Here is a 12,865-nt window from a genome sequence, read left to right on the forward strand (position 1 = left end):
AAATAATTTTCTCTTGACGGAAGGATAGTGACTGCAATGCAGCATCACGAATTCCGCATGACGAAACGAAATTCGCACCATCCGAAATCCGCAAGCCAGGGGGCTACAATCGTGCCATCCCCCCGATCACCCTTCCCCGGCAGCCATGTCCCGCACCCTCTATACCGACAGCCCCCTGGGCCGCAACGTCCCCGAACCCACGGGATACGACGCCGGCCTGCTCTACCCCATCGCCCGGGCGGACACGCGCGCCGGCCTGGATCTGCCGGCGCCCACCCACGGGGCCGACATCTGGAATGCCTATGAGCTGTCCTGGCTGAATGCCCATGGCAAACCCATCGTGGCCATGGGCCGCTTTACCGTTCCCGCCGACAGCCCGAGGCTGATCGAATCCAAATCCCTCAAGCTCTACCTGAACGGCTACAACGAGGAACGCTTCGAACACCCCGACATCGTGCGCCAGCGCATCCAGGCCGACCTGACGCGGGCCGCCGGCAAGCCGGTGCACGTCGAGATCCTGCCGGTGCGGCCCGCGTTCGAGCTCAGTTGCCAGGCCCTGGCGGGCCGCTGCATCGACGACCAGGACATCCGGATCGACACCTACGACCCCGCCCCGGATCGGCTGCGCACGACGGATCCCGCGCCCTTCATGCGTGAAACGCTGGTCTCGGAATTGCTGAAGTCCAACTGTCCGGTCACCGGCCAGCCCGATTGGGCCAGCCTGCAAATCCGTTACGCCGGCCCGCGCATCGATCGCGCCGGCCTGCTGGCCTATATCGTGTCGCTGCGGCGCCACAGCGAGTTCCACGAGCTGTGCGTGGAAAAGATCTATGGGGAAATCATGCAGCGCTGCGCGCCGCAGGAGCTGCTGGTCTATGCGCGCTATACACGCCGCGGCGGGCTGGACATCAATCCCTGGCGCGCGAACCACCAGCCTGACGCCATCGGCCAGGCCCGCACGCTGCGGCAATAGGCACCGGCCTGCCGGGGTCAGCCGCGCGCGCGGATTTCAGGCCAGGCGCGGCGCAGGTAATAGCACATCGACCAGACCGTCAGGATCGCGGCGATGACGATCAGGATGGTGCCGACGATCCGCGTGGATACGCCGTACAGGGGCTGCCAGTACAGCAGGCACGGGATGGCGACCATCTGGGCGGCGGTCTTGAACTTGCCCAGCCGGTGCACGGCCACGCTGCTGCTGGCGCCGATCCTGGCCATCCATTCACGCAGCGCCGAGATCGTGATCTCGCGCCCGATGATCACCAGGGCAATGAAGGAATCGACGCGGTTGAGGTCCAGCAGCACCAGCAAGGCGGCGCAGACCATGAGCTTGTCGGCGACCGGATCGAGGAAGGCGCCGAAGGCCGAGGTCTGGTTCCAGCGGCGCGCCAGCCATCCGTCCAGCCAATCGGTGACCGCGGCAATGATGAATGCCGCGGCGGCGACCGCATCGCGAAAACCCGGATCGATCCAGCCCGAGGGGATGTAGAACAACCCGACGACCAGCGGAATCATGGCGATGCGCAGCCAAGTCAGCGCGATGGGGATATTGAGCGGCATGATAGGTGCAATACTACCCCACAAGGCGGCGCGGCGCAGGGCCGGCGCCAGGGTTCAACGCAAGGCGTGATAAATGCGCTCGGCCAGTTCGTTCGAGATGCCCTCGACGGCGCGCAGGTCGTCGATGCTGGCGTCGACCACGCCGGAAAACCCGCCAAAGCGCGCCAGCAGTTTCTGGCGCCGGTGTTTGCCCACGCCCTCGATTTCCTCCAGGCGCGAGACGTTGCGGGCCTTGGCCCGGCGGGCGCGCATGCCGGTGATGGCAAAGCGATGGGCCTCGTCGCGCACCTGGGCGGCCAGCATCAAGGCCGCGGACTCGACGCCCAGCGCCACCGGCGCACGGCCGTCGGCGAATACCAGGGTCTCGAGGCCGACCTTGCGCCCTTCCCCCTTGGCGACGCCGACGATGGCGCTGACGTCCAGCCCCAGTTCGACGAAGACCTGCCGCGCGACCTCGACCTGCCCCTTGCCGCCATCGATCAGCACGACGTCGGGCATCTGCGCCTCGCCGTCGGCCACGCGGGCAAAGCGGCGGGTGAGCGCCTGGCGCATGGCCGCATAGTCGTCGCCCGGCTCGATACCGGCGATGTTGAAGCGCCGGTACAGCGAGGGTTGCATGGCGTGATGCTGGTAGACCACACAGGAGGCCTGGGTCGCCTCGCCCGCGGTGTGGCTGATGTCGAAGCATTCGATGTGCAGGGCATCGAGCGCGGCTTCGTCGGTGTCCAGATCGAGCTCGACCGCCAACGCCCGCGTGCGCGCGGCGCGCGCACTGGATTCGCTGAGCATGCGCGCCAGCGCCATCTGGGCATTGCGCGCGGCCTGCTCCAGCCACGAGCGGCGCGCCCCCTGGGGCCGGGTCAGGACGCGCGCCTTGTGGCCGTGCTGCTGGGCGATCAGGTCGATCAGGGCCGGATCCGACAGCGCATGCGAACAGACCAGCACCGGCGGCAGGGGATTGTCGGCATAGTGCTGGGCCACGAAGGCCGACAGCACCTCCTCGGGCGCCTCGTCCTGGGCCTGGCTGGGAAACAGCGCCTTGTCGCCCAGGTGGCGGCCGGCCCGCACCATGGCCAGGTTGACGCACACCCGCCCGCCGGCGCTGGCCAGGGCGATCACGTCCACGCTGTCGTCGCCGACCTGCTCCATGGTCTGCTGCTGCAGGACCTTGGCCAAGGCGCGCATCTGGTCGCGCAGCACGGCGGCCTGCTCGAAGTCCTCGGCCTCGGCGGCGCGCAGCATCCGCGCCTCGATGTCGCCCAGGACCTCGTCCGCCCGCCCCTCGAGAAAGCGGATCGCGCGCTCCACGTCGGCCCGGTAGGCCTCGGGCGATATCAGATCCACGCAGGGCGCCGAGCAGCGGCCGATCTGGTAGAGCAGGCAGGGCCGGGTCCGGTGGGCGTACACGCTGTCCTCGCACGTGCGCAGGCGGAACACCTTTTGCAGGATCTGGATGGTCTCTCGCACCGCCCACGAGTTCGGGTAGGGGCCGAAGAAATGCCCCTTGCCCTGCGTGCTGCCGCGGTAATAGACGACGCGCGGCGCCGCGTGGGCGGTGATGTGCAGGTAGGGATAGGACTTGTCGTCCCGGAACAGGATGTTGTAGCGGGGCTTGAGGCGCTTGATCAGGTTGTTTTCCAGAATCAGCGCCTCGGCCTCGGTGCGGGTCACGGTGACCTCGGTGCGGACCACGCGGGCCAGCATGTGGGTGATGCGCGGGCCGTGGCCGGATTTCTGGAAATACGAACTGACGCGGCGCTTGAGGTCGCGCGCCTTGCCGACGTACAGCACCTCGTCATTCTCGTCGATGTGCCGATAGACGCCGGGCAGGCGCGGCAGCTCAGCCAAAAAGGTTTTGAGATCGAAGGCTTCGGGCACGGAGATACCTCGGGTCCGCCAGCAGCGTCGTCCACACGGGCGCCGGGCGCGCCGGCATCAGGCGGCGGATGCGGGCCGTCGAGCGCGGGTCCAGGGGCCGGTCCAGCCCGGCGAGGAGCTCGTCGGCCAGGTCCGGCCGGTTGCAGACCAGCACCATGTCGCAGCCGGCGTCCAGGGCCGCATGCGCGCGTGCGTGAATGTCGCCGGCGACCGAGGCGCCCTCCATGGTGAGGTCGTCGGAGAACACCACCCCGTCATACTCCAGCCGGCCGCGCAGGATCCCGGTGATCCAGCGGTGCGAGAATCCGGCGGGCTCGGGCGCCACCTCGGGATAGATCACGTGGGCCGGCATGACCGCCGGCAGCGCGAGATCGCCCAGCCAGGCATAGGGGGCGGCGTCCCGTCCTAGGATGTCCTCGAGCGCGCGCGTATCGATCGGAATTTCCAGATGGGAATCCGCCGCCACGGCGCCATGGCCGGGGAAATGCTTGCCGCAGGCCGCCATCCCGGCCTCGTGCAGACCCTGGATCAGGGCGCGGGCCAGCAGGGCCACCGCCTCGGGCTGCGCATGAAAAGCGCGGTCGCCGATCACCTGGCTGACGCCGTAGTCCAGGTCCAGGACCGGCGTGAAGCTGAAATCCACCCCGCAGGCGCGCAGCTCGCTGGCCAGCACGAAGGCGGTTTCGGTCGCCCCGCGCAGGGCCGCCTGGGGGTCGGCATCGAACCAGCGTCCGAACAGGCGCATGGGCGGCAGGGGCGTGAAGCCGTCCGTGCGAAAGCGCTGTACGCGCCCGCCCTCATGATCGACGGCGATCAACAGCGGTTCGGCGCGTACCTCGTGGATGGCGCTGCACAAGGCCGTGAGCTGGGCACGATCGGAAAAATTGCGCGCGAACAGGATCACGCCGCCGACCTGCGGGTGGCGCAGCCGCTCGCGCTCGTGCGGACTGAGCTCGAACCCGGCCACGTCCACCATGACGGGGCCGGGCGCCATGGACGCCGTCATGACGGCCTCGCCTCGGCCAAGGCGGGCAGGGCCTCGATGACCACGAATGCCGCCGCCATGTCGTCCTCGTCCGTCAGGGAAATGTGGGCGGTGCCGAAGCGCTCGGCATACCACTCGGCCAGCGGTCCGGACAGCCGCACGCCCGGCCGGCCGCCCGGCAGGTTGACGACCTGCATGCGCGACCAGGCCATGGGCATGTGCATCCCCAGGCCGATCGCCTTGGAAAAGGCCTCTTTGGCGGCAAAGCGCGTCGCCAGGTAGCGGATGCCCCGCCGGGGATCGCGCGCCGCGCGCCGGCGAAACACCACCTGCTCGTCGGCCCCCAGAATGCGGGCGACGAAACGTTCCCCGTGCCGCGCATAGACGCGCTCGATGCGCTCGATGCGCAGCAGGTCGGTGCCGATTCCGGCGATTCCCGGTGCGGACATGGTTCCCCTCAGAGCTTGATGAAATGCTCGCGGTAATGGGCGAGCTCGGCGATCGATTCCTGGATGTCGGCCAGGGCCTCGTGCTTGCTTTGCTTGACGAAGCTGCGATAGACCTCGGGCTTCCAGCGCAGCGAAAGTTCCTTGAGGGTGCTGACGTCCAGATTGCGATAGTGGAAATAAGCCTCGAGGCGCGGCATGTATTTGACCATGAAGCGCCGGTCCTGGCCGATGGTGTTGCCGCACATCGGCGACTTGCCCTCGGGCACCAGGGGCGCCAGGAACTCCAGCAGGATGTCTTCGGCCCGCGATTCGGTGATCGTCGATGCGCGCACCCGGTCGATCAGGCCGCTCTTGCCGTGGGTGGACTGGTTCCATTTGTCCATGGCCTCGAGCAAGGCGTCGCTTTGGTGGATGGCCAACACCGGCGCCTGGGCCACGGGCGTCAGGTCGGGTTCGGTCACCACCATCGCGATCTCGATGATGCGTTCCTTTTCCGGGTCCAGGCCGGTCATTTCCATGTCCAGCCAGATCAGGCGCTGATCGTTAACCGCCATACCATATAATCCTTCACAGAAAACCCGATTTTCGCATATGGCCGGACGGATATGTTTACCCTGCTGTTCATCGCCTGCCTGCTGGGCGACCTCCTGATCCGATTCTGGCTCGCACGGCGCCAGGTCCGGCACGTGCTGCGCCACCGCGACGCCGTGCCTGCGGTCTTCGCCGAGCGCATCGGCCTGCGCAGCCATCAACGGGCGGCCGACTACACCATCGCACGCATCCAGCTGCTCCTGATCGAGCGGGTGACCGAGGCCGCCGTGCTGCTGGCCCTCACCTTGCTGGGCGGCCTGCAGTTCCTCGATATCCAGATCGGCCGGCTGATCGAATCCGAGATCGCGCGCCAGCTCGTGCTGGTCGGCTCCGTGTTCGCCATCCTGGGCCTGGTGGGCCTGCCCTTCGCGCTCTGGCGCACCTTCAGGCTCGAGGCGCGTTTCGGCTTCAACCGCATGACCCCGCGCCTGTTCGCCCTCGACACACTCAAGATCCTGCTCGTCACCCTCATCCTCGGCGCGCCGCTGCTGGCCGGCATCCTGTGGGTCATGGGCCACGCCGGGCCCGCCTGGGCCTGGTGGGCCTGGGGCCTGTGGGTCGCCTTCAATCTGCTGGTGCTGTGGCTGTACCCCAGTTTCATCGCCCCGCTGTTCAACCGCTTCACGCCGCTGGACGACCCCGAACTGAGCGCACGCATCCATGCCCTGGCCCAGCGCTGCCGCTTTGGCCTGTCCAGCCTCTACGTCATGGACGGTTCACGGCGCTCGGCCCACGGCAACGCCTATTTCACCGGCTTCGGCCGGCATCGCCGCATCGTGTTTTTCGACACCCTGCTCGCCCGCCTGAACGCCGACGAGGTCGAGGCCGTGCTCGCCCACGAGCTGGGCCATTTCGCCCATCGGCACATCCTCAAGCGCATGGTCATCGGCTTTGCCACCGCGCTGCTGCTCCTGCTGCTGCTCGCCTGGCTGTCCACCCAGCTCTGGTTCTACACCGGCCTGGGCGTGATTCCGCAACTGGGCCGCCCCAACGACGGCCTGGCGCTGGTGCTGTTCTTCCTCACCATGCCGGTGTTCACGTTCTGGGCGGCGCCGCTCGCCGGCCTGCTGTCGCGGCGCGACGAGTTCCAGGCCGACCGCTACGCCGTCGCGCAATGCGGCGCCGAGCCCCTGGTCAGCGCCCTGGTCAAGCTCTACGACGACAATGCCGCGACGCTGACGCCCGACCCCCTGCACTCGGCCTGGTACGACAGCCATCCGCCCGCCACTGTACGCATCCAACACCTGCGGCATGGGCACGCCAGCCACTAGCGGCCAGGCCGCCGGGCTCGTCGTGGCCGCGCACGGGCGGCACTACGCGGTTGCGCTGGATGGCGGCGGCCAGCGCCAGTGCTACACCCGCGGCAAGAAATCCGGCCCCGCGGTCGGCGACCGGGTCCTGATCCGGATGGAGGGCGACCAGGAAGGCGTGATCGTCGGGATCGAACCCCGGCGCAATCTGCTGTACCGTTCCGACGCGCTGCGCAGCAAGCAATTCGCCGCCAACCTCGATCAACTGCTGATCGTGCTCGCCCCCGAACCCGAATTCTCGGAGGACCTCATGGGCCGCGCCCTGGTGGCGGCCTGGAGCGCCGGGATCGAGCCCATCATCGTCCTGAACAAGGCCGACCTGACGGCCGCCCTCGAACGCGCCCGCGCCCGCCTGCAGCCCCTGGCGGACCTGGAGGTGCACATCATCACCCTGTCCGCCCTGGATGCCGGACAGGTCCGGCGCGCGTTGGATCCCGTGCTGCACGGCCGGCGCAGCCTGCTGCTGGGTCAAAGCGGCATGGGCAAGTCCACCCTGCTCAACGCCCTGGTCCCGACCGCCGCGGCCGCCACCCAGGCGCATTCCGAGGCCCTGGGCACCGGGCGGCACACCACCACCAGCACGCGCCTGTACGCCCTGCCGGGCGGCGGCGAAATCATCGACTCGCCGGGTTTCCAGGCCTTCGGCCTGCAGCACCTCAGCGTCCACGACATCGAGCAGGGATTCCCGGAATTCGCCGAGGCGATCGCGCATTGCCGCTTCTACAACTGCACTCACCAGCACGAGCCGGGCTGCGGAGTGCTCGCGGCCCTCGCCCGCGGCGAGATCCCGCCGACCCGCCACGCGCTCTACCGGCGCATCCTCGAGGAAAACGGGGCGGCGCAGCGCTACTGAAACCCCGCGACGACGCGCCTGGCAAAACGGGAATACCATTGCCCCATTCTGGCGCCGATCCAGCCGATCAATCCACCGGCCGCGACCTCAACCGGCCAGTTCACCCCTGAGACGACGCTCAATAGGCAAGCAGCCGCTGCATACCACATCAACCGATAACGTCCTCGTCTGCCAACATATCGCCAGGCAAGGCAAGCAAGCATGATCGATATCGCTGGGGCCGACGCCGGAAGACCCTCATGCTGCAAGAAAGGGACCTGAACGGAAACCAGCTCTGGAAGCAGCGCCCATGGCCGCGGCATCAATGTGACATTCTGGAGAATGCGGACAGAACACCAAACCACGCTGAAGGCAATGATCAGCCCCACCATGAACTCGCCCATGCTCTCGAGTTGCCGCTCTGTCGCGGCATGACGAATACGCAGGTAACGGTAGCCAAGCCCGATGCCAATGCCGGCCACCATCCAATAGCTGTAGCCGTAGCTCGCGACTCTCCAGCGCGATACATTGAGGTGGTTTATTCATTTACCTCTACTGGTCAGGATCCCTCTGCTGGCCGCAGTGATGATCTTCGGGATCGCCATGTTGGTGACGCAGATCTCGGTGCTCAGCCTATCCCGGCAGTACGAACTCTTGACGGAACGAGTGGGTCAGGTTTACCTGGATGGGCTATCCGCCTCGGTGCTCCCAGCCTATCAGGCGCATGACGTTGACGGCATCGATCGAGCGCTTCGGCAGTCGCTGGACTTTTATCTGGGCATCGTGGACCGGCAGCTTGCCCTCATTGATCGTGACAGGGGTGTCGTAGCCCATGTTTCGGGCCCTAATCTCAAAGCGACCACACCCCCACCCGATGCCATTCTCCATGCGTCCAAAGGCTACGCATACGAGGACGAGTCCCAAAGCATGTGGGTGTGGCGCGAGCTGGGCGGCCGAGGCATCATCGCGGCAAATCTGGACATTTCCTCCTTCGCGCAAGAACGATCAGCTCTGCATTTCCGGCTCGTGCTGGTCAGCGCGCTGTTAAGTGCGGTGGCAGCCTTGGGGGGCTACTTTGCGATTCGCAGGATGCAGCGGCCGCTGAAGATTCTCAGTGAACACCTATCGCACGCAGTCGCCTTCGGCCCTCAACAAATCGACGAGGCCGACATCCCCATGAATGATGAGGAAGCAGCGGCACTCATGCGTACGTACAATCGGATGACAATCGCTGTACAAGATCGCGAAAGACTTTCCGACCAGCTTGCCAAGCTGGATCAGCAGGCGCTGCTGGGCCGCATCGCGGCCACACTGGCGCACGAGATCCGCAACCCACTGACTGGCATGATGACCGCACTCCAGACCATACGCATGTATGGAAAAGACGACCGCAGCCGCAACGAAGCGCTGGAGTTCATCGAGCGCGGCATCCAATCACTTCAAGGCGTGTCGGAAGCCACCCTGAACGCCTACCGGCCCAGTGCGCCAGGCCCGGCCTTAAAGAGCCAGGACTTGCATGACGTTCTTCGGCTGGTCGAGCCACACGCCGCTCGCAAGGGCGTAGTGGTCGCGAAGGACATCACGCACTATCCCACAGTAAGACTGGACGCGTTCAAAATCCGGCAGATTGCTTTGAATCTGCTGCTCAATGGCATCCAAACCTCGCCACGAGGCGGGGCCGTCATGCTTCGAGCCGCCCTCGAAAATACCACCTTCACGCTGAGTGTGAGTGATGAGGGTGACGGCTTACCACGCCATGCTACAAATTTTCTGCTGGGCGACGACCTGGCACACAACGACGGCTCCCTCGGCCTGGAAATCGTGCGCCGGCTGGCTGGAGAACTGAGCGGCAAGATTTCAGTGGATCACCACACAACCAAGGGCTCGACCATCGAGCTGACGTTCACCGTACCGACGGAAGAATCTCGATGAAGCGGGAAGCCATCGACGTGATCTTGGTCGAAGACGACGGGGTTCTAGGCGGCGCCGTAGCTCAACGCTTGCGCCTGGAGGGCATGTCCGTCCACTGGGTGCAGACCGTCTCGGATGCACTCGAAGGCCTTAATAAGTACGAGCCCGCACTGATGCTATGCGACATACGCTTACCCGATGGCACTGGTACAGAACTGTACCGGCGAGCAGGCAAGCTGATTTGGGAGACGGACATCATATTCGCGACGGCATACGCAGAGATTCAACAAGCAATCGACTTGGTGAAAGCCGGAGCCACCGACTACCTGATCAAACCATACGATATCAATGAACTCGTCAGGCGAATCAAGTCTAGTCTTGCCCGTGCAGCGCTTCCACGCAGTGTGAGGACGCCGCTGCGCAGCTTCCATTACGAAACGCCTCAGATGAGCCGAGTCGTGTCGCACCTGAAGCGGCTCGCTCGAGAAAATTTTTCCATCCTGCTCGTTGGGGAAAGCGGTACGGGCAAGGAAATGGCCGCCAGACTGATCCATGAAGCTTCCGGCAGGGCCCCCGCGCCGTTCATCCCAGTCAGTTGCGCGGACATCTCCGAGACAACTCTGGAAACAAAGTATTTTGGCCGTGAAGCGACCTTCCCAGATGGCGCCATGACACCCACTACCGGGTTGCTAGAACAAGTGGGAACCGGCACGTTATTCTTGGATGAAGTCTGCGAAATGCATCCAAAAATGCAGGTCCTTCTTGCCCGCGCGCTTCAGGATGGCGGTTTCCATAGGGTGGGAAGCGATGCATTCACCCCTTTCAAAGGACGCATAGTCGCCGCCACCAACGCCGATCTCGACGCTGCGCTCAAATCCGGCAAACTGCGCGCCGACTTGTTCTACCGCCTACAAAATGCGCAGCTCACCATACCGGCACTACGCGACAGAGCGGCGGATATCATCCCGCTGACACAGAAGTTTCTGGAGGCTTACGGTTCGAGCAATCCCCTCGCTCCTTTTTTGCTGACTGAGGCGGCCAAACGCGCGCTTGTCGTTCATCCTTGGCCGGGAAATGTTCGCGAGCTGACAAACAGAATCGTGCAGGCTTGTACCCTGGCTGATCGATCAACATTGGATGTCAGCGACATCTTTCCCGAAATGGCACAGCATGCCATCACGGAACCATCTCTATCTCGAGCACGGGCAGAGGCCGAAAAGGAAGAAATAGAACGAGTGATCGCCGAGTGCGGCGGAAGAATCGGCGAGGCAGCCAAAAAACTCGGTATTTCGCGCACGACGCTCTGGAAAAGACGGCGAGGCGGATAGATTGACCAGCGAGGAGCCTCGAATCATTCAAGGGGCGCCCGCTGGGACGAGGTCACTACGACCTTGACCCTCCGACACAACAGCTATCCAGCCGTATTTCTCACAGTGACCATTCAGTTCACTTGAGCACCTTCTGGATCGCAGCCTCCGTCATGATGGGCGCTCCCCCATTCATGCAAGGCTGCCCCCATGGCCCAGGATGCCGACGCCCCGGCCGACGATCACGACAGTCCTTGGAAGGAAATTCTGGAGGCCTTCCTGGCCCAGTGCCTGGCCCTGTTCGTCCCGGACCTGCATGCGATCATCGACTGGTCGCATCCGCCGCAGTTTTTGGATAAGGAACTACAGGCCATTGCCGGACGCGGGCGGCGGGTTCCGCCGGGATCGACTGACTCATCCGGGGGACCGGACGACTGCTTAGGCAATGGTTCAGGCAAAGCGCCCCGTCGCCTCTACACCGACAAGCTCATCCTCGTGCGCCGCCGCGATGGCCGGCTCGCCAGACTGCTGATCCACGTGGAGGTCCAGGGCGACGGCGCCGGCCCCAAGGCCAGGATCCTCTTTGCACGGCGCATGTTCCAATACCGCTACCGCCTCGAGGACCGTTACGGATCCACCCCGGCACAACCCATCTACAGCCTCGGCATCCTCACCGCCAGCCGTGGCGGCGCCTCGCACCTGGTCCATTGCGATGAGTTTCTCGGCCAGGGTGTGCGGTTCACCTTTCCCGTGGTCCACATGGCACAATGGCTGAATCGCTGGGATGCGCTCGATGCCTTGGCGCCGATGAATCCGTTTGCAGTGATCGTCATGGCGCAGTTGACCGCCTTGCGGTTCCGCCGAAAGGCCGCGCGACTGGACCCCAAGGTGGACCTGATGCGCCGCCTGGCGGGCTACGGATATGCCAGGGACGAGATCGACGCCCTGGCCAGGCTGGTCGACTGGATGATCGCACTGCCCGAGGCGCTGGAGCCGGACTATATGCGGGCATTGGAGGCCCTGGAACAGGAGCACACCATGACATATCTCACCACACCCGAGCGCTTTTATCTCAAGCGCGAACGCGCTGAAGGGCGCGTCGAAGGCCAGGCGGATCTGCTGCTGCGACTATTGTCCCGCCGGTTTGGATCAATCCCCGGCACCCTGACCGAACGCGTCCGCACAGCGACCGCCGAACAGCTCGAGACCTGGTCGCTGAATTTCGTCGATGCCGACACCCTGGACGAAGTCTTCGGCGACTGAATTCCGCCGCGCGTCCTCTGGCGCTGGGCGCTATCCACCAAGGCGCGCGGCCGCCAGGTAATGATAGAAATTCCGGATCAGGACCGCCGTGGCGCCCCAGATGAAATAGGACTGCCAGGTGATGGAAAAATAGCAGCGTCCACCGCCGCCCGGCAGGCGCACCTCGTGCAGGCGATGCTGCGCCGGATCCAACAACACCCGCAGCGGGACCTCGAACACCTCGGCGACCTCCTGGCCGTCGGACTGGATCGTGAAGCCCGGCAGCAGTTCGCCGATGATCGGCGTCATCACGAAATGGGTCGAGGTGAGGAAGCTGGGCTGGACGCCGATGATGCGCACGAACCGGTCGTCGACGCCGATTTCCTCGTGCGTCTCGCGCAAAGCGGCCGCAATCGGATCGCGGTCGCCGGGCTCGATGCGGCCGCCCGGAAAACTGATTTGGCCGGCGTGATCGTGCAGGTGTTCCGCGCGGCGGGTAAAGACCACATGCAAGCCGTGCTCGCGCTGCACCAGCGGCATGAGGACCGCGGCCCGCCGAGCGCCGGACGGACCCAGCACGCCGGGCGAGAACGAGTCGGTGAACAGGGGTTCGACCTGCCAATCCACGGGGCGCTGGAAAGCGCCGCGGATATAGTCCAGCCGCAGGCATTCCGCAGGCAGGCCGGGCAGTGCCGCGCACTGCACCACAGGCTGTGCGGTGGGATCAAAGCCGGCGACGCGCACAGTATCCGAGGACGATATCCGGTCAGACATGGAATCTAGTGTCCTGTTTGATGAAT

Annotated in this window: 13 protein-coding genes; 6 read left to right on the forward strand and 7 right to left on the reverse strand. The window is 65.0% G+C overall.

Annotated features, from left to right (window positions below; all coding sequences use genetic code 11):
• Window positions 1-145 precede the first annotated feature (145 nt).
• Entirely contained in the window at window positions 146-973 is an 828-nt protein-coding gene (gene queF, locus OOZ48_RS01800; protein WP_269495098.1) for an NADPH-dependent 7-cyano-7-deazaguanine reductase QueF, read from the forward strand.
• 17 nt (window positions 974-990) lie between these two features.
• Here queF and pgsA read toward each other — a convergent pair whose 3' ends face one another.
• Genes pgsA through orn form a run of 5 tightly spaced genes read right to left on the reverse strand, consistent with a single transcriptional unit; the run spans window position 991 to window position 5,426 of the window.
• Window positions 991-1,560 carry a CDP-diacylglycerol--glycerol-3-phosphate 3-phosphatidyltransferase gene (gene pgsA / locus OOZ48_RS01805; RefSeq protein ID WP_269495100.1) on the reverse strand — a complete coding sequence of 190 codons (570 nt, stop codon included), beginning with the start codon at window positions 1,558-1,560 and terminating at the stop codon, window positions 991-993.
• 54 nt (window positions 1,561-1,614) lie between these two features.
• Window positions 1,615-3,438, reverse strand: coding sequence for an excinuclease ABC subunit UvrC (gene uvrC / locus OOZ48_RS01810; RefSeq protein ID WP_269495102.1), 1,824 nt, complete (start codon window positions 3,436-3,438; stop codon window positions 1,615-1,617).
• Window positions 3,401-4,444 (reverse strand): beta-N-acetylhexosaminidase, encoded by a 1,044-nt coding sequence (nagZ, locus tag OOZ48_RS01815; protein ID WP_269495104.1) that lies wholly within the window; start codon window positions 4,442-4,444, stop codon window positions 3,401-3,403. The genes uvrC and nagZ overlap by 38 nt, the downstream gene beginning before the upstream one ends.
• Window positions 4,441-4,872, reverse strand: a complete 432-nt coding sequence (gene acpS / locus OOZ48_RS01820; RefSeq protein WP_269495106.1) for a holo-ACP synthase — start codon at window positions 4,870-4,872, stop codon at window positions 4,441-4,443. The genes nagZ and acpS overlap by 4 nt, the downstream gene beginning before the upstream one ends.
• Window positions 4,873-4,880: 8 nt before the next feature.
• The gene (gene orn / locus OOZ48_RS01825; protein ID WP_269495108.1) at window positions 4,881-5,426 is read right to left on the reverse strand and encodes an oligoribonuclease; all 546 of its coding nucleotides are present in this window, start codon (window positions 5,424-5,426) and stop codon (window positions 4,881-4,883) included.
• Between the two features lie 51 nt (window positions 5,427-5,477).
• On the opposite strand from orn, the gene OOZ48_RS01830 reads away from it, so the two are divergent.
• Together OOZ48_RS01830 and rsgA are read left to right on the forward strand one after the other, a co-directional pair.
• A complete protein-coding gene (locus tag OOZ48_RS01830) occupies window positions 5,478-6,734 on the forward strand; it encodes a M48 family metallopeptidase (RefSeq protein ID WP_269495110.1) in 1,257 nt (418 codons plus the stop codon).
• Entirely contained in the window at window positions 6,715-7,626 is a 912-nt protein-coding gene (rsgA, locus tag OOZ48_RS01835) for a ribosome small subunit-dependent GTPase A (RefSeq protein WP_269495112.1), read from the forward strand. The genes OOZ48_RS01830 and rsgA overlap by 20 nt, the downstream gene beginning before the upstream one ends.
• Here the strand turns inward: rsgA and OOZ48_RS01840 are convergent.
• Window positions 7,620-8,090: a phosphatase PAP2 family protein gene (locus OOZ48_RS01840; protein ID WP_269495115.1), complete on the reverse strand. Its 471-nt coding sequence runs from the start codon at window positions 8,088-8,090 to the stop codon at window positions 7,620-7,622. The genes rsgA and OOZ48_RS01840 overlap by 7 nt on opposite strands.
• A gap of 100 nt (window positions 8,091-8,190) precedes the next feature.
• Between OOZ48_RS01840 and OOZ48_RS01845 the strand changes: the two genes are divergently transcribed.
• The 3 genes from OOZ48_RS01845 to OOZ48_RS01855 all read left to right on the forward strand — a co-directional run bounded on the left by OOZ48_RS01845 (window position 8,191) and on the right by OOZ48_RS01855 (window position 12,086).
• Entirely contained in the window at window positions 8,191-9,537 is a 1,347-nt protein-coding gene (locus OOZ48_RS01845) for a sensor histidine kinase (protein WP_269495117.1), read from the forward strand.
• Complete coding sequence (locus OOZ48_RS01850; RefSeq protein WP_269495119.1) at window positions 9,534-10,844, forward strand: sigma-54-dependent transcriptional regulator; 1,311 nt, start codon at window positions 9,534-9,536, stop codon at window positions 10,842-10,844. The genes OOZ48_RS01845 and OOZ48_RS01850 overlap by 4 nt, the downstream gene beginning before the upstream one ends.
• 189 nt (window positions 10,845-11,033) lie before the next feature.
• Window positions 11,034-12,086: a DUF4351 domain-containing protein gene (locus OOZ48_RS01855; protein WP_269495121.1), complete on the forward strand. Its 1,053-nt coding sequence runs from the start codon at window positions 11,034-11,036 to the stop codon at window positions 12,084-12,086.
• A 30-nt stretch (window positions 12,087-12,116) separates the two neighbouring features.
• Here the strand turns inward: OOZ48_RS01855 and OOZ48_RS01860 are convergent, their stop codons facing one another.
• The gene (locus tag OOZ48_RS01860) at window positions 12,117-12,839 is read right to left on the reverse strand and encodes a CoA pyrophosphatase (protein WP_269495123.1); all 723 of its coding nucleotides are present in this window, start codon (window positions 12,837-12,839) and stop codon (window positions 12,117-12,119) included.
• Window positions 12,840-12,865: the final 26 nt, after the last annotated feature.

Origin of the sequence: Castellaniella sp. S9 (assembly GCF_027257175.1) — a bacterium.
Lineage (GTDB): Bacteria > Pseudomonadota > Gammaproteobacteria > Burkholderiales > Burkholderiaceae_B > Castellaniella.